Raw genomic sequence first — 15588 nt, forward strand, 5'->3', positions numbered from 1 at the left:
GCCGTCGGACGATTTCGCCCGGAGGGCGTCGTGGGCCGGGGGTCCGACTGATCTGCCCGCCGTCCCGCGTCGTGTCTCGGAGGTTCTGCTGTGACGCTCTTGCCGATCCTGATCCTCGCCGCGGGGACCTTCGCGTTCCGCTTCGGTGGGGTGCTGTTGCGCGACCGGTTGACCTTCTCGGACCGGGTGAAGGAGCTGCTGTCCACCTCGGCCGTCGTGCTGCTGTTCGCGCTGGTGGCGACGTCGGCGCTGGCCAAGGGGCAGGACTTCGCGGGGTGGGCGTTGCCCGCCGGGGTGCTTGTCGCGGGTGTCCTGGCCTGGCGCAAGGCGCCGTTCGTGGTGGTTGTCGTGGCCGCCGCGTTGACCACCGCTCTGCTCCGTCTCGCGGGGCTGGCCTAACCTCGACCCGTACGAAAGGAATCGAACCGGTGTCCACCGACCGACCCCTGATCGGGGTGCTCGCCCTGCAGGGCGACGTGCGCGAGCACGTCGCCGCGCTCACCGCGGCGGGCGCCGCGACCACGAGTGTGCGCAGGCCCGATGAGCTGTCCCGAGTGGACGGGCTGGTGCTGCCGGGCGGGGAGTCCACCACGATCTCCCGCCTGCTGGCCACCTTCGACCTGCTGGAGCCCCTGCGCGCCCGGATCGCCGACGGGCTGCCCGTCTACGGCTCGTGCGCTGGCATGATCCTGCTCGCCGAGAAGATCATCGACGGCCGCCCCGACCAGCACCAGGTCGGCGGCATCGATATGGTCGTGCGGCGCAACGCGTTCGGCAGGCAGGTGGACTCCTTCGAGGCCGACCTCGACGTCACCGGCCTCGACGACGGCCCGGTGCACGCGGTCTTCATCCGCGCGCCGTGGGTCGAGTCGGTCTCGGCCGAGGCCGAGGTGCTGGCGAGGGTCCCCGACACCCAGGCCGCGGGGGAGGCCGGCGGTAGGATCGTCGCCGTCCGCCAGGGCAGGGTGCTGGCCACCGCCTTCCACCCCGAGCTCACCGGCGACCACCGCGTGCACCGCCTGTTCACGGACCTGGTCCGTGAAGCCTGACCTGACGACGGAGGATAGATGAGCGGCCACTCCAAGTGGGCGACGACCAAGCACAAGAAGGCCGCCCTCGACGCCAAGCGTGGCAAGCTCTTCGCGAAGCTGATCAAGAACATCGAGGTCGCGGCGCGCACCGGCGGCGGCGACCCCGAGGGCAACCCGACCCTCTACGACGCCATCCAGAAGGCGAAGAAGAGCTCCGTCCCGAACGACAACATCGAGCGGGCCCGCAAGCGCGGCGGCGGCGAGGAGGCGGGCGGCGCCGACTGGCAGACGATCATGTACGAGGGCTACGGCCCCAACGGCGTCGCGGTGCTGATCGAGTGCCTGACCGACAACCGCAACCGCGCCGCCACCGAGGTCCGCACCGCCATGACCCGCAACGGCGGCTCCATGGCCGACCCGGGCTCGGTGTCGTACATGTTCAACCGCAAGGGCGTGGTGATCGTCCCGAAGAACGGCCTGACCGAGGACGACGTCCTCATGGCCGTGCTCGACGCGGGCGCGGAGGAGGTCAACGACCTCGGCGAGAGCTTCGAGGTGGTCTCCGAGGCCGGTGACATGGTCGCCGTCCGCAAGGCGCTTCAGGACGCGGGCTACGACTACGAGTCCGCCGACGCTAGCTTCCTGCCCATGTCCACCGTCCAGCTCGACGCAGACGGCGCGCGCAAGATCTTCAAGCTGATCGATGCGCTCGAGGACTCCGACGACGTGCAGAACGTGTACGCCAACTTCGACGTCGCCGACGACGTGATGGCCGAGGTCGACGCCTAGTGTCCCTGCCCGCCCTCACCCCGGACGAGGAGCAGCTGCGCGAGTGGCTGCTCCACACCGCGGACCAGGACGGGTACGCGGCGGTCGAGGTCGCGGGCGACGCCGACGGGGCGCCATACGCCTTCACGGTGGGCGTGTGGCGCCGCTTCGCCGCGCCGGAGGCGGTCGTGGTCGGGCTGCCGGTCGACATGGCCCGCCCGCTGCTCGACCTCTACGTGCGCCGCACCGCCGAGGGCGAGCGGTTCTACCCCGGCCTGCCCTACCTCGACTTCTTCGAGGGCACCCCGGTGGTCGTGGAGCGCGTCCACAAGGGCCACTACCCGGAGTTCTTCGGCAGCGCGTTCCTCGTCTACCCGCAGGGCGACTTCCCGGCGATGCAGCTGATCGTCGCCACCCCGGACGGCAGGTTCCCGTGGAGCCCGGACGCCCCGGACGGCTTCGACATCTGGCAGCCGGTGCTCACCTACACCGGCAGGCCGGAGACCTGGCGCCCGGGCATCGACGGCCCCTGAACGGGCCTATCCGCCGCCCCGACGCCCGAACTAGGATCTTGGTCCGGTTCGGCGGAAGGGGAGCCGCATGTCCACCGAGCGGCCCCGGCCGAGCGCGTGCACCGAGGTCGAACTCGGCTTCCGCCCCCAGCCCGCGGTCCGCTGGCTCGCGCCGAAGGTGCTGGTCAGCACCGGCATCCAGTCCGCGATCGCCGCGGTGTTCGGGTCCTACGCCGACAAGCGCGAACTGCAGGGCGGCCTGCCGTCGACCATCCACCGGCGCATCGGCGACGAGCTGTGGTTCGACTTCGCCGCCGACGTGGGCGACGGCTTCGACGCCACCTACTCTGTGGCCTCCCTGCTGGCCGCCGAGTCGCTGACCCTCGACGGCGACACCCTCCCGCGCGGCAGCCTCCTGGTCCTCGGCGGCGACCAGGTCTACCCGGGCGCGTCGACCCGCGCCTACGAGGACCGCACCAAAGGCCCTTACCGCGCCGCACTGCCCAGCACGACCGGGGACCGGCCGGTCCTGTTCGCCCTGCCGGGCAACCACGACTGGTACGACGGCCTGACCTCGTTCCTGCGCGTGTTCGCCCAGCGCAGGCCCATCGGCGGCTGGGACACCGAGCAGACCCGGTCCTACTTCGCCGTCCAGCTCCCGCACCGCTGGTGGCTGATGGCCATCGACACCCAGTTCGACGACTACGTCGACGCCCCGCAGCTGGAGTACTTCCGCACGGTCTCCCGCGACATCGAGCCCGGCGACGGCGTCATCCTCTGCACCCCGTCGCCTGCGTGGATCGCCGCGGGCGCGGGCGGGTCGACCAAGTGCCACGACACCATCGAGTTCTTCAACCGCGAGATCGTGCGCGCCCGCGGCGCCGAGATCCGGGTGATGCTCTCCGGCGACACCCACCACTACGCGCACTACGCCGAGCGCGACGGCGGACGGCACCTGATCACCTGCGGGCTGGGCGGGGCGTACCTGGCCGCCACGCACGAGCTCCCCGACGAGCTCCGCCTGCCCCCGACGGCCTCGCGCGTGCGCGACCCGTCGCCGCCCACGGCCTACGACCTCGCCGCCCGCTACCCCGACGTGGCCGCGTCGCGCCGCTTCGCCACCGGCGTCTTCAGCCTGCCCTGGCGCAACCCCGGCTTCTGGGCGCTCACCGGGACCTTCCAGACCCTGATGACCCTGGCCGTGCTGTACGGCCTGGTCAGCACCCTCGCCGACGACGAGCAGCGCGGCTTCTTCGGCAAGGTCGCCAGCTGGGCGCCCGCGATCGGCGTCGGCATCGTCCTCGTCTTCGGCGGCCTGGCGTTCGCCCGAATACAGCACATCCGCCAGGGCCCCAAGGCCACCGCGGCCGGACTGCTGCACGCGATCGCCCACATCGGACTGAGCGTCGGCTGGTCCCTCACCGTCGTCGCCCTGCACACCGACGTCCTGCCGGACGGCGCGGTCGGCGACTGGTCGACGCTGTCGATCGTCCTGTTCGGCACCCCGCTGCTGATCGGCTTCATCGACGCCGAACTCGTCGCCGTCTACCTGCTGCTCGCCTCCCGCGCGGGCATCAACGTCAACGAGGTCATGGCGGGGCAGAGCATCGAGGACCACAAGGGCTTCCTGCGCATGCACATCGACACCGAGGGCGTGCTCACCATCCACCCGGTCAAGCTCGACACGGTCTGCCGCGCCTGGTCGGCGCGGCCGGACGGGGCGCCCCACGAGCCGTGGCTCGCCCCGGCCCGGCCGCTGCGCCCCGCCCGGATGGACCGTCCGATCACGGTCACCCGGCGCTGACCGCCCGGTCGAGGCCTACTCGGCGTCGACCGTCGCGGGCGGGGCCGAGGGCGGGGTCCGGTTCTCGATCTTGATGCCGCACTTGCCCACCAGCGCGACCCCGGCGCCGATCGTGGTGGCGACCGGCGCGGCGAGCGCGGCGACGATGCCGACCGCGACCGGCACGTCCACGACCACGTCGTTCTTGCTGTCGCGGACGACGACCCTGCGGTTGATGCCCTCGCTGAGCAGCCCCCGCACCGCGTCGACCATGGAGTCGGCCGCCGATCGGACGGTGTCGGCCTTGTCGGACTCGTTCATTCGTGCTCCTGTTCCTGCGGCTCCCCTGACACCACCCATGGTGCCCGCGTCCGGCCGCCGGGCCATCAGGGTTTCCCCGGGGGCCGCCCTGATTTCGCCCGTCCGCGTGTCGGGGCCCCGCCGCGGGCGCCGCGCCCCCTAAGCTCTCGAACGAGTGTTCACGGAAAGGGGCGGGCGTGCGCGTGCTGGGAGTCGACCCCGGCCTGACCCGCTGCGGCATCGCCGTGGTCGACGGGGCCGCGGGCAGGCGCGTCACCGCGGTGGCCGTCGACGTCATCCGCACCCCGGTCGACGACTCGCTCGCGGTGCGGCTGCTCAAGGTCGCCGACGGCGTGGAGGACTGGCTCGACCGGCACAAACCCGACGTCGTCGCCATCGAGCGCGTGTTCAGCCAGCACAACGTGCGCACCGCCATGGGCACCGCCCAGGCGGCGGGCGTGGTCGCCCTCGCCGCCGCCCGGCGCGGCCTCCCGGTGGAGTTCCACACCCCCAGCGAGGTCAAGGCCGCGGTCACCGGATCGGGACGGGCCGACAAGGCGCAGGTCACGACCATGGTGACCCGGTTGCTCGGGCTCGCGACCGCCCCCAAGCCCGCCGACGCCGCCGACGCGCTCGCCCTGGCCATCTGCCACCTGTGGCGGGCGCCGGTGCGCAACCGGCTCGCCGAGGCCGAGGCGAGGGCGGCCGAGCTGGCGCGCAAGCACCGTGCCAGGCTGGCGGCGGCCCGCAAGACCCAAGCGTGAAAGATGATGCTGTGATCTCCTCGGTTCGCGGACAGGTGGCCTCGGTCGGACTCGACCACGCGGTGGTCGACGTGGGCGGTGTCGGCCTCGCCGTGCAGGCCACCCCGCACACGCTGGCCGGGCTGCGCCGGGGCGAGGAGGCCGCGCTGGCCACCGCGCTGGTGGTGCGCGAGGACTCGCTGACCCTGTTCGGTTTCGCCGACACCGACGCCCGCGACCTGTTCCGCCTGCTGCAGACCGTGTCCGGCATCGGACCGCGGCTGGCACTGGCCACGCTCGCCGTGCTGGAGCCCGAGCAGCTGCGCCACGCCCTGGCCGACGGCAACATCACCACCCTGACCCAGGTGCCCGGCATCGGCCGCAAGGGCGCGGAGCGGCTGATCATCGAGCTGCGCGACAAGGTCGGCGCGCTGGCCGGGAGCGCGGAGGCGCCCGCGGCGCAGTCGCCGAGCCGGGTGCGCGGCGCGGTCGTCGAGGCGCTCGTCGGGCTCGGGTTCGCCGCCAAGCAGGCCGAGCAGACCGTCGACGGCGTGCTGGCCGCCAACGGCCAGGCCGACATGTCCACCGCGCTGCGCGAGGCGCTGGCCGTGCTCGGGCGCAAGCGGTGACCGAGGACGAGGACTGGAAGTCCCCGGTCTCCGCCCACGCCGACCCCGGGGAGCGCGACGACGAGTCGACCCTGCGGCCGAGGACCCTGGCCGAGTTCGTCGGCCAGCCGCGCGTGCGCGAACAGCTCGAACTGGTGCTCAAGGGCGCGACCCGGCGCGGCGCCCCGCCCGACCACGTGCTGCTGTCGGGCCCGCCCGGCCTCGGCAAGACCAGCCTCGCCATGATCATCGCCGCCGAGCTGGGCAGGCCCATCCGGATCACCTCCGGCCCGGCCATGGAACGCGCGGGCGACCTCGCCGCGATGCTGTCCAACCTCGTCGAGGGCGAGGTCATGTTCATCGACGAGATCCACCGCATCGCCCGTCCCGCCGAGGAGATGCTGTACCTGGCGATGGAGGACTTCCGCGTCGACGTCGTCGTCGGCAAGGGGCCGGGCGCCACATCGATCCCGCTGGAGATCGCCCCGTTCACCCTGGTCGGGGCCACCACCCGGTCCGGCGCGCTCACCGGGCCGCTGCGCGACCGCTTCGGCTTCACCGCGCACATGGAGTTCTACGCGCCCGAGGACCTGGAGCGGGTGCTGCGCCGCTCCGCGACGATCCTCGGCGTCGACCTGCGCCCGGACGGGGCCGCCGAGATCGCCTCCCGCTCCCGGGGCACCCCGCGCATCGCCAACCGCCTGCTGCGCCGGGTCCGCGACTACGCGGAGGTGCGCGCCGACGGCGCGGTCACGCTGGAGGTCGCCAAGGCGGCGCTGGCCGTCTACGACGTCGACGACCTCGGCCTCGACCGGCTGGACCGGGCCGTGCTCGGCGCGCTGGTGCGCTCCTTCGGCGGCGGGCCGGTCGGCGTCTCGACGCTGGCCGTTGCGGTGGGGGAGGAGCCGACTACCGTGGAGGAGGTGTGCGAGCCCTATCTCGTGCGCGCGGGCATGCTGGCCCGGACTCCGCGCGGCCGGGTCGCCACCGCCGCCGCGTGGGCCCACCTGGGTCTGTCCGCCCCGGTAGACGCGCCCGGACGCGGCGCGCCTACCCTGTTCGACGAGTGACGCGCGCGATCCCGCGCCGCACCCGAATCGTGAAAATCGGACTTCTCCCCGGCGTCCGCCCGGAGGGAACGGTTCCGGCGAACGGAGAGACATGGAACAGGCCCTGCTTCCGCTGCTGCTGATCGCCGTGCTCGCGATCCCGCTGATCCTCGGCTCGCGCAGGCAGAAGAAGATGATGCAGCAGCAGCAGGAGCTGCAGAACTCGCTCACCGTGGGCGACCGCGTCATGACCACATCGGGCCTCTACGGCACCGTCTCCGACATCTCCGACGACGCCACCATCGGCATCGAGATCGCCCCCGGCGTGGAGACGACCTGGCTGCGCCAGGCAGTGCGGGAGAAGGTCGGCCCGGACGTGGAGGACGACGAGGTGACCGACGAGGTCGACGAGACCACCGCCGAGGTCGCCGAGCCCATCGAGAGCGACAAGCGCAACTGATCCGACCGGTGGTCGCGGGGTGACCCACGCAACACAGGGTTCACCCCGCACCGGGTACGCTGCGCCCTCACCCTGTGCGTTCGGGTGCGGGCGCAGCGGCATGGCGTGACACCCATGCGCGTCCCCAGCGCGCGCACCCGCTAGACGAGTCGAGGAGAACGACCGACCGTGGCACCACCGGCCGGGCAGATCCGCCCAGGACGCTACCTCGCGTTCTTCGTGGCGATCGTTGCCATCCTGTACGCGCTGGTGTTCTTCACCGGCGACCGCAAGCTCACCCCGAAGCTGGGCATCGATCTGCAGGGCGGCACGCGCGTGGCGCTGACCGCGCGCACCGAGAGCGGTGAGCCGCCGTCGCGGGAGTCGCTCGACATCTCCCGGCAGATCATCGAGACCCGCGTCAACGGGCTCGGCGTGAGCGGCGCGGAGGTCGTCCTCGACGGCAACAACATCGTCATCACCGTCCCGGGTGAGAACGGCGAGCGCGCCAAGGAGCTCGGCCAGACCGCGCAGCTGCGGTTCCGCCCGGTGCTGAACGCCGTGCCCGCGGCGCCGCAGCCGACGGCCCCGCCGACGACCACGGCCCCCGGCGGCACCACCACCGCGCCCGCCACCACCACCCCGGAGCCGCCCGCGGCAGGCGGGGCGACCACGACGCCGTCGCCGCAGGGCCGCCCGCTGCCCCTCGCGCAGCAGCCCACGACGACCACGGCCCCGCCGACCTCGACGTCCGGGACGCCGACGGGCGTGGAGGTCTGCGAGAACTACGCCAAGCTGCTGGCCGACGAGGACGCCGACGACGCCGAGGTGATCACCGCGGCCAAGGCGTGCCGCCAGGCGCCCAACCTCGCCCCCAGCCCGGACGGCGCCGCCGCCGACCCGGTGCTGCAGCAGGCCGCGCTGGCCACCCTGGACTGCGGGACCGGCGTCGCCGACCCGCTGGTCGGCAACGACGACCCCAAGCTGCCGCTGGCCGCGTGCGACCAGGACGGCGTCGAGAAGTTCATCCTCGGCCCGTCGTTCCTGGAGGGCACCCAGATCAGCGACGCCAACGCCAACCTCGACCCGCAGGGCATCGGCTACGTCGTCGTCCTCAGCTTCGAGCCCGAGGGCTCGGACATCTGGTCGAAGTACACCGCCTCGCACGTCGGCGAGCGCGCGGCGTTCGTGCTCGACACCGAGGTCGTCTCCGCCCCGACCATCGAGGGCGCCATCAACGGCGACACCACGATCACCGGCGGCGACGGCGGGTTCAGCCAGAGCGAGGCGGGCAAGCTGGCCAACGTCCTCAAGTACGGCTCGCTGCCGCTGTCCTTCGAGTCGTCCGAGGCCGAGACGGTCTCGGCGACGCTGGGCCTGGCCTCGCTGCAGGCGGGCCTGATCGCGGGCGGCATCGGCCTGGCGCTGGTGTTCGTCTACTGCCTCTTCTACTACCGCCTGCTCGGCCTGCTGACGATCCTGTCGCTGGTGCTCTCCGCCGTGATCGTCTACGCGGTGCTGATCCTGCTCGGCCGCTGGATCGGGTTCACCCTCGACCTCGCGGGCATCGCGGGCTTCATCATCGCCATCGGCATCACCGCGGACTCGTTCGTCATCTTCTTCGAACGGTTGAAGGACGAGGTGCGCGACGGCCGCACGTTCCGCTCGTCGGTGCCCAGGGCCTGGGTCCGCGCCCGCCGGACGATCCTGTCCGCCGACGCGGTCAGCTTCCTGGCCGCCGCGGTGCTCTACCTGCTCGCCGTCGGCCAGGTCCGGGGCTTCGCGTTCACCCTGGGCATGTCCACCGTGCTCGACCTGATCGTGGTGTTCCTGGTGACGCACCCGCTGGTCGCGCTCGCGTCGCGGTCGAAGTTCCTGTCCGACCCGAGGCTCTCCGGTCTCGGCGGCGCCCAGCGCTCCGCCGCCCTGCAGCGTTCGGCGCGGGTCGGCGCGACCCCGGCCGTGAAGGAGGTGTGAGGTGAAGCGGCACCTCCTGGAAGGGCTCTACACCGGCAACGGCGCCCTCGACATCATCGGCAAGCGCAAGCGCGGCTACATCATCTTCAGCGTGCTGTTCCTGGCGTGCATCGCCTCGATCGTGTTCCGGGGTTTCAACCTCGGCATCGACTTCGAGGGCGGCACCCGGGTGCAGTTCCCCGCGACGAGCGCGGCGGGCCCGATCGATACCCAGCGGGCCGAGGACGTCTTCACCGAGGCGCTGGGCAAGGAACCCGCGTCGGTGCAGACGGTCGGCGCCGGGGACACCGCGACCATCCAGATCCGCTCGGAGGCGCTGACGCCCGACCAGGTGTCCAAGCTCAAGGGCGCGCTGTTCGAGCAGCTCAAGCCGGTGGCGCCGAACGGCACCTCCAGCGAGGCGCTGATCAGCGACAGCGCGGTGTCCGGCAGCTGGGGCGGGGAGATCTCCTCCAAGGCGCTGTGGGCGCTGCTGGTGTTCCTCGCCCTGGTGTCGGTGTTCCTCGCGCTGTACTTCGAGAAGTGGATGGCGGTCGCGGCGCTGGTCGGTCTGTTCCACGACCTGATCGTCACCGCGGGCGTCTACTCGATGGTGGGCTTCGAGGTCACCCCGGCCACGGTCATCGGCCTGCTGACCATCCTCGGCTTCTCCCTCTACGACACGGTCGTCGTGTTCGACAAGGTCAAGGAGAACACCCGCGGCCTGCTCGGCCTGACCAGGCGCACCTACGGCGAGGCCGCGAACCTGGCGGTCAACCAGACCCTGATGCGCTCGATCAACACCTCGCTGATCGCGCTGCTCCCGGTGACCGGCCTGCTGGTGATCGGCGTCGGCCTGCTCGGCGTCGGCACGCTGGCCGACCTGGCGCTGGTGCAGGCGACCGGCATGCTGGCAGGCGTCGTCTCGTCGATCTTCCTGTGCACCCCGGTGCTGGTGGACCTCAAGATGATGGACCCGAAGTACAAGCTGCAGGCCCAGCGGGTCGCGCAGCGGCGGGCGAACATCGAGCGCAGGCACAGCGCCGCCGCTGCCGACGACGTCGACCTGAGCGACGACGACGCCGTCGACGCCGAGGTCCGCAAGGAGCGCGCGATGGTCGTCGCGGGCGGCGTCCCGGCCCGCAACCCCAAGGCGGTCGACCAGCGGCGCAAGCCCGGGGGCAAGCCGCAGGGCAAGAAGCGCAAGTGACGGAGGCACTCACCAGGGCGCTCGCGCTCATCCGGGAGGTCCCCGACTTCCCCGAGCCGGGCGTCCTGTTCCGCGACCTGACCCCGATGCTGGCCGACGGCCCGGCGCTGCGGGCCGTGGCCGAGGCGCTGGGGGCCGACCTTGACCCCGAGGTGACGACCGTCGTCGCCGTCGAGGCCAGGGGCTTCCTGTTCGGCGCGGCGCTGGCGGCCGTGCACGGGCTGGGCGTGGTGCCGGTGCGCAAGGCGGGCAAGCTCCCGCTCGTCGCCGACCGCCAGACCTATGAGCTGGAGTACGGCACGGCGACGCTGGAGCTGCCCGACGGCGGGCTGCGGCTGGCCGAGAAGGTGATCGTCGTCGACGACGTGCTGGCCACCGGCGGCACCCTGGCCGCGGCGTGCGACCTGGTCGAGCGGGCGGGCGCGCGGGTGGCCGCGACGCGGGTCGTCGTCGAGATCGCCGCGCTGGCGGGCCGGGAGCGGCTGAGCGGCAGGGACACGGGCGCGCTGCTGACCGTCTAGGCACGCCGAGTGGTCGTTCGCGACCAGCCGAACGGAACATTTCCGGCCTCTGGGCGTGTGATCCGGGTCCTTCGCAGCGGGCCTCCCGGTTCGCCCAGGTGAACGGAGTTATCCTCGGTATCCGGGTCACACTCGTGGCCCGGAAGGCCGAGCGCCCCCGGGCGTGGCGAGCTTGCCGGGAGCATGGGTGACACACGACGTGGGAATCGCGGCGGAGACCGACTCCTCGCCCGCGGGCCGCGAGCCATCGGCCACCCGGCGCGTCCGGGCCCGGCTGGCCCGCCGGATCACCGCGCAGCGCGCCGCGCCGGTCAAACAGGTGCTGGAGCCGCTGGCGGCGGTGCACCGCGAGCTGCACCCCAAGGCCGACCTCGCCCTGCTGCAACGCGCGTACGACGTCGCCGAGGAGATGCACCGCTCGCAGCGGCGCAAGTCCGGCGACCCGTACATCACCCACCCGCTCGCCGTGGCCACGATCCTGGCCGAGCTGGGCATGGACACCACGACGCTGGTCGCTGCCCTGCTGCACGACACCGTCGAGGACACCGAGTACTCCATCGAGCGGCTGCGCGGCGACTTCGGCGACGAGGTCGGGCACCTGGTCGACGGCGTCACGAAGCTGGACAAGGTGCAGCTGGGCTCCGCCGCGGAGGCCGAGACCATCCGCAAGATGGTCATCGCCATGGCCCGCGACCCCCGGGTGCTGGTCATCAAGCTGGCCGACCGGCTGCACAACATGCGCACGATGCGCTTCCTGCCGCCGGAGAAGCAGGCCAAGAAGGCCCGCGAGACGCTGGAGGTGCTGGCCCCGCTGGCGCACCGGCTGGGCATGGCCACCGTGAAGTGGGAGCTGGAGGACCTGGCCTTCGCCATCCTGCAGCCCAAGAAGTACGACGAGATCGTGCGGCTGGTGGCCAACCGCGCGCCGTCGCGGGACACGTACCTGAAGAAGGTCGTCACCGAGCTGAGCAAGCACCTGGAGCAGTCCCGGATCGGGGCGCGGGTGGAGGGCAGGCCGAAGCACTACTACTCGATCCACCAGAAGATGATCGTCCGCGGCCGCGACTTCGACGACATCCACGACCTGGTCGGCGTGCGCATCCTCGTCGACGACGTGCGCGACTGCTACGCGGCGATGGGCGTCGTGCACGCCCTGTGGCAGCCGATGCCGGGCCGGTTCAAGGACTACATCGCCCAGCCGAGGTTCGGGGTGTACCAGTCGCTGCACACCACCGTGATCGGGCCGGACGGCAAGCCGCTGGAAGTGCAGATCCGCACGCACGAGATGCACCGGACGGCGGAGTACGGCATCGCCGCGCACTGGCGGTACAAGGAGACCAAGGGCACCCACTCCGGCGTCGACGTCGACGAGATGGCCTGGATGCGCCAGCTCCTCGACTGGCAGCGCGAGGCCGCCGACCCCGGCGAGTTCCTGGAGTCGCTGCGCTACGACCTGGCCGCGCGGGAGATCTTCGTCTTCACGCCCAAGGGCGACGTGGTCACCCTGCCCGCGGGCTCGACGCCGATCGACTTCGCCTACGCCGTGCACACCGAGGTGGGGCACCGCTGCATCGGCGCGCGGGTCAACTCCCGGCTGGTGGCGCTGGAGCGCAAGCTGGAGAACGGCGAGGTCGTCGAGATCTTCACGTCCAAGGCCGAGGGCGCGGGCCCCAGCCGGGACTGGCTGGACATCGCCGCGTCGCCGAGGGCCAAGGCGAAGATCAAGCAGTGGTTCGCCAAGGAGCGCAAGGACGAGGCGATCGAGTCCGGCAAGGACGCCATCACCAAGGAGGTGCGCCGCGTCGGCCTGCCGATGCAGCGGCTGGTGTCGGTGGACTCGGTGGCCGCCCTGTCCCGCGAATTGCGCTACCCGGACGTGGGCACGCTGTACGCGGCGATCGGCGAGGGCCACATCTCCGCCCGGCACGTGGTGCAGCGGCTGGTTGCGCTGCTCGGCGGCGTGGAGCACGCCGAGGAGGAGCTGGCCGAGCGGTCCACGCCGTCGACTATCACCCGGCGCCGCAGCACCGGCGACGCGGGCGTCATCGTCAAGGGCGCCTCGGACGTCTGGGTGAAGCTGGCGCGCTGCTGCACGCCCGTCCCCGGCGACGACATCCTCGGGTTCGTGACCCGCGGCGGCGGGGTGAGCGTGCACCGCACGGACTGCACCAACGCCGACGACCTGCTGCAGACGCCGGAGCGGCTGCTGGAGGTGGAGTGGGCGCCCTCGGAGTCCTCGGTGTTCCTGGTGGCCATCCAGGTGGAGGCGCTGGACCGGCACCGGCTGCTCTCGGACGTGACGAAGGTGCTGGCCGACGAGCGGGTCAACATCCTCTCGGCGTCGGTCACGACCTCGCGCGACCGGGTGGCGGTGAGCCGGTTCTCCTTCGAGATGGGCGACCCGAAGCACCTCGGCCACGTGCTCAAGGCGGTCCGCAGCGTGGAGGGCGTGTACGACGTCTACCGGGTCACGTCGGCGTCCTGACCGTTTCGTTCAAGCGCGCGGTCCGGGGAGCGGCCTAGGTTTGCCTGGTGTCGATTACCGCTGCTGAGACGTTCCTCTTCACCCACGCGCGGCTGCTGGACCGGCGTCGGTTCGCGTTCCTGTTCGGGTCCGGCGACGCCGAGCCGGTCGTGCGCGCGCTGGACGCGTACCGCAACCCCGACGGCGGCTACGGGCACGCGCTTGAGCCCGACGGCCGGGGCGCGGACAGCCAGCCGCTCGCCGCGCTGACCGCCGTGTCGGTCCTGCGCGAGGTCGGCGCCCTAGACGCGTTCGCGCCCGCGATCGCCGATCACCTGGCGAAGATCAGCGACGCCGACGGCGCGGTGCCGTTCGCCGTGCCTGCGGGGGAGTACCCGCACTCGCCGTGGTGGCAGGCGTCGACCGAGGGCGCGCTGCTGCCGACGGCCAACCTGGCGGGCGCGCTGGCCGACGTCGACCATCCCTGGGTGGCCCGCGCGGCCGACTACTGCTGGCCCCGGATCGAGGCGCTGACCTCGTCGCACCCGTACGAGGTGCGGGGATGCCTGGAGTTCCTGGAGGGAGCGCCCGACCGCACGCGGGCCCGGGCGGCGGCGGACCGCCTCGGCGAGCTGGTCCGCTCGTCCCGGATGGTCCGGCTCGGCTCGGACATGGGCGAGACGCCGCAGGGCTACACGGTCGCGGAGCTGCCGTACCCGCACGAGTACGCCCCAACGCCGAACTCCCTCGCCGCGTCGTGGTTCTCCGCAGCGGAGATGGCCGAAAGCCTGGACGCGCTGACAGCCGAGCGGGGCGCGGACGGCGGCTGGCGGCCGCGCTGGCTCATCTGGACCCCGGTGGTGGAGCACGAGTGGTCGGGCCCGGTGACGATCGAGGCGCTCAAGACCCTGCGGGCTTATGGACGAGAGCTGTGAGCGGGGCCTGAGCGAGGTCCCGGACGTCGCGGGCGAGGTGGGTTGGTCGGCGTGCCCGGCCGCGGGCGGTGGTTGGTGGCTGTGCTGGTTCATGGGGGCGCCGGTGGTGGAGCACGTGTGGTTGGGCCTGGTGAGGGTCGAGGCGCTCAAGGCCCTGCGGGCGTATGGACGAGAGCTGTGAGTGGTGTTTGGGCGAGGTTCCGGACGTCGCGGGCGAGGTGGGTTGGTCGGCGTGCCCGGCCGCGGGCGGTGGTTGGTGGCTGTGCTGGTTCATGGGGGCGCCGGTGGTGGAGCACGTGTGGTCGGGGCCGGTGACGATCGAGGCGCTCAAGCCCCTGCGGGCGCACGGACGAGAGCTGTGAGCGGGGCCTGAGCGAGGTCCCGGACGTCGCGGGCGAGGTGGGCTTGGTCGGCGTAGCCGGCTCGGGCGGCGACGTCGGTGAACCGCAGGCCCGCGCGGGCCAGTCGGAGGGCGCGCTGGAAGCGCAGGACGCGGTGCAGGGTCTTGGGGCCGTAGCCGAAGGCGGCAAGGCAGCGTCGGCGCAGTTGGCGTTCGCCGTAGCCGACGGCGTCGGCGATGTCGCGCACGCGGCCGGTCTCGGCCAGCAGGCGCACCCGGGCGGCCAGCGGGTCCGGCGCGGCGGGGGCGGCCAGCAGGAGGATCCGCTGGGCCTCCTCCGCCGTCGCTCCGCGCAGGCGCTCGGTCAGCGCCTCCGCGGCCTGCCTGCCCCAGACGTCGGCCAGGTCGGGGCGGCCGTCGCGCAGCGCGTCGGCGGGGACCCCGAACCCGGCCGCTCCCGGGAGGTAGCGGACGCCGACCAGGCGCCCGGGCGGCAACGCGGTGGTGTGCGCGGTGGTGTCGGGTCCGGCCACGAACAGCCGGTCGGCCGCCGCGTGCCACATCAGGTCCGTGCAGCCGTCGGGCACCACCCGGCCGCCGGGGCCGTCGACGTCGACCGACCACAGGCACGCCACGCCGGGGACATCGACCCGCAGCTCCCGGTAAGTCACCCCGGCAGTGTCGCAGCGCCCACCGACACGGCCCACCGGGCGAGCGGCATGACCCGCCCGGTGCTCGGCGTCAGCAGCTGCCGCAGCAGCCGCAGCCGGGGCCGGAGCAGTTGCTGCAGCCGCAGCCGCAGCCCGCGGGCCGGACAGACTTTGCGCGGGGACGAGTGCTCATCGCGGGTCACCTCTCGTGCGCGGTCAGTGACCTATACGCTACTCGCTATATATCGAGGTAGGCAGCGGACGAAAGCGGGACAGGCG

Annotated in this window: 19 protein-coding genes; 16 read left to right on the forward strand and 3 right to left on the reverse strand. The window is 72.4% G+C overall.

Annotated elements, in window-relative coordinates:
- Positions 1–90: 90 nt before the first annotated feature.
- The 5 genes from Actkin_RS09845 (at position 91) to Actkin_RS09865 (ending at position 4115) form a co-directional block, all read left to right on the forward strand.
- Positions 91–399 (forward strand): branched-chain amino acid transport AzlD family protein, encoded by a 309-nt coding sequence (locus Actkin_RS09845; RefSeq protein ID WP_189213007.1) that lies wholly within the window; start codon positions 91–93, stop codon positions 397–399.
- Positions 400–428: 29 nt separating this feature from the next.
- Positions 429–1049: a pyridoxal 5'-phosphate synthase glutaminase subunit PdxT gene (gene pdxT, locus Actkin_RS09850; RefSeq protein WP_258906809.1), complete on the forward strand. Its 621-nt coding sequence runs from the start codon at positions 429–431 to the stop codon at positions 1047–1049.
- Between the two features lie 18 nt (positions 1050–1067).
- A complete protein-coding gene (locus tag Actkin_RS09855) occupies positions 1068–1820 on the forward strand; it encodes a YebC/PmpR family DNA-binding transcriptional regulator (RefSeq protein WP_189213005.1) in 753 nt (250 codons plus the stop codon).
- Positions 1820–2332: a DUF4262 domain-containing protein gene (locus Actkin_RS09860; RefSeq protein ID WP_189213004.1), complete on the forward strand. Its 513-nt coding sequence runs from the start codon at positions 1820–1822 to the stop codon at positions 2330–2332. Before Actkin_RS09855 ends, Actkin_RS09860 begins: the two co-directional genes overlap by 1 nt.
- A gap of 67 nt (positions 2333–2399) precedes the next feature.
- The gene (locus tag Actkin_RS09865) at positions 2400–4115 is read left to right on the forward strand and encodes a metallophosphoesterase family protein (protein ID WP_189213003.1); all 1716 of its coding nucleotides are present in this window, start codon (positions 2400–2402) and stop codon (positions 4113–4115) included.
- A 15-nt stretch (positions 4116–4130) separates the two neighbouring features.
- Here the strand turns inward: Actkin_RS09865 and Actkin_RS09870 are convergent, their stop codons facing one another.
- Positions 4131–4415 (reverse strand): DUF4342 domain-containing protein, encoded by a 285-nt coding sequence (locus Actkin_RS09870; RefSeq protein ID WP_189213002.1) that lies wholly within the window; start codon positions 4413–4415, stop codon positions 4131–4133.
- 176 nt (positions 4416–4591) lie between these two features.
- Between Actkin_RS09870 and ruvC the strand changes: the two genes are divergently transcribed.
- The 11 genes from ruvC (at position 4592) to Actkin_RS09925 (ending at position 14681) form a co-directional block, all read left to right on the forward strand.
- Positions 4592–5158 carry a crossover junction endodeoxyribonuclease RuvC gene (ruvC, locus tag Actkin_RS09875; protein WP_189213001.1) on the forward strand — a complete coding sequence of 189 codons (567 nt, stop codon included), beginning with the start codon at positions 4592–4594 and terminating at the stop codon, positions 5156–5158.
- An 11-nt stretch (positions 5159–5169) separates the two neighbouring features.
- Entirely contained in the window at positions 5170–5766 is a 597-nt protein-coding gene (ruvA, locus tag Actkin_RS09880; RefSeq protein WP_189213000.1) for a Holliday junction branch migration protein RuvA, read from the forward strand.
- Entirely contained in the window at positions 5763–6815 is a 1053-nt protein-coding gene (gene ruvB / locus Actkin_RS09885; protein WP_258906810.1) for a Holliday junction branch migration DNA helicase RuvB, read from the forward strand. Before ruvA ends, ruvB begins: the two co-directional genes overlap by 4 nt.
- A gap of 91 nt (positions 6816–6906) precedes the next feature.
- Positions 6907–7254, forward strand: a complete 348-nt coding sequence (gene yajC / locus Actkin_RS09890; RefSeq protein WP_258906811.1) for a preprotein translocase subunit YajC — start codon at positions 6907–6909, stop codon at positions 7252–7254.
- Positions 7255–7422: 168 nt separating this feature from the next.
- A complete protein-coding gene (gene secD, locus Actkin_RS09895; protein ID WP_258906812.1) occupies positions 7423–9210 on the forward strand; it encodes a protein translocase subunit SecD in 1788 nt (595 codons plus the stop codon).
- A gap of 1 nt (position 9211) precedes the next feature.
- Positions 9212–10399, forward strand: coding sequence for a protein translocase subunit SecF (gene secF / locus Actkin_RS09900; RefSeq protein WP_258906813.1), 1188 nt, complete (start codon positions 9212–9214; stop codon positions 10397–10399).
- Positions 10396–10920 (forward strand): adenine phosphoribosyltransferase, encoded by a 525-nt coding sequence (locus Actkin_RS09905; RefSeq protein WP_258906814.1) that lies wholly within the window; start codon positions 10396–10398, stop codon positions 10918–10920. The genes secF and Actkin_RS09905 overlap by 4 nt, the downstream gene beginning before the upstream one ends.
- Positions 10921–11107: 187 nt before the next feature.
- Complete coding sequence (locus Actkin_RS09910) at positions 11108–13405, forward strand: RelA/SpoT family protein (protein WP_189212995.1); 2298 nt, start codon at positions 11108–11110, stop codon at positions 13403–13405.
- A 47-nt stretch (positions 13406–13452) separates the two neighbouring features.
- Entirely contained in the window at positions 13453–14319 is an 867-nt protein-coding gene (locus Actkin_RS09915; RefSeq protein WP_258906815.1) for a hypothetical protein, read from the forward strand.
- Positions 14303–14500 (forward strand): hypothetical protein, encoded by a 198-nt coding sequence (locus Actkin_RS09920; protein WP_258906816.1) that lies wholly within the window; start codon positions 14303–14305, stop codon positions 14498–14500. Before Actkin_RS09915 ends, Actkin_RS09920 begins: the two co-directional genes overlap by 17 nt.
- 7 nt (positions 14501–14507) lie before the next feature.
- On the forward strand, positions 14508–14681 hold the full coding sequence (locus Actkin_RS09925) for a hypothetical protein (RefSeq protein ID WP_258906817.1): 174 nt from the start codon (positions 14508–14510) through the stop codon (positions 14679–14681).
- Here the strand turns inward: Actkin_RS09925 and Actkin_RS09930 are convergent.
- Positions 14647–15330: a helix-turn-helix domain-containing protein gene (locus Actkin_RS09930; protein ID WP_258906818.1), complete on the reverse strand. Its 684-nt coding sequence runs from the start codon at positions 15328–15330 to the stop codon at positions 14647–14649. The two genes, Actkin_RS09925 and Actkin_RS09930, sit on opposite strands and share 35 nt — an antisense overlap.
- Positions 15327–15512, reverse strand: a complete 186-nt coding sequence (locus tag Actkin_RS09935; protein ID WP_258906819.1) for a hypothetical protein — start codon at positions 15510–15512, stop codon at positions 15327–15329. Before Actkin_RS09935 ends, Actkin_RS09930 begins: the two co-directional genes overlap by 4 nt.
- Between the last annotated feature and the right edge of the window lie 76 nt (positions 15513–15588).

The organism is Actinokineospora sp. UTMC 2448, from assembly GCF_024760565.1.
Taxonomy (GTDB): domain Bacteria; phylum Actinomycetota; class Actinomycetes; order Mycobacteriales; family Pseudonocardiaceae; genus Actinokineospora; species Actinokineospora fastidiosa.

Bases quoted from the DNA above. Each gene is read 5' to 3' on its own strand.
- Actkin_RS09855 (WP_189213005.1), top strand. From the start codon at position 1,068: ATGAGCGGCCACTCCAAGTGGGCGACGACCAAGCACAAGAAGGCCGCC.
- Actkin_RS09920 (WP_258906816.1), top strand. From the start codon at position 14,303: ATGGACGAGAGCTGTGAGCGGGGCCTGAGCGAGGTCCCGGACGTCGCG.
- Actkin_RS09870 (WP_189213002.1), bottom strand. From the start codon at position 4,415: ATGAACGAGTCCGACAAGGCCGACACCGTCCGATCGGCGGCCGACTCC.
- yajC (WP_258906811.1), top strand. From the start codon at position 6,907: ATGGAACAGGCCCTGCTTCCGCTGCTGCTGATCGCCGTGCTCGCGATC.
- Actkin_RS09865 (WP_189213003.1), top strand. From the start codon at position 2,400: ATGTCCACCGAGCGGCCCCGGCCGAGCGCGTGCACCGAGGTCGAACTC.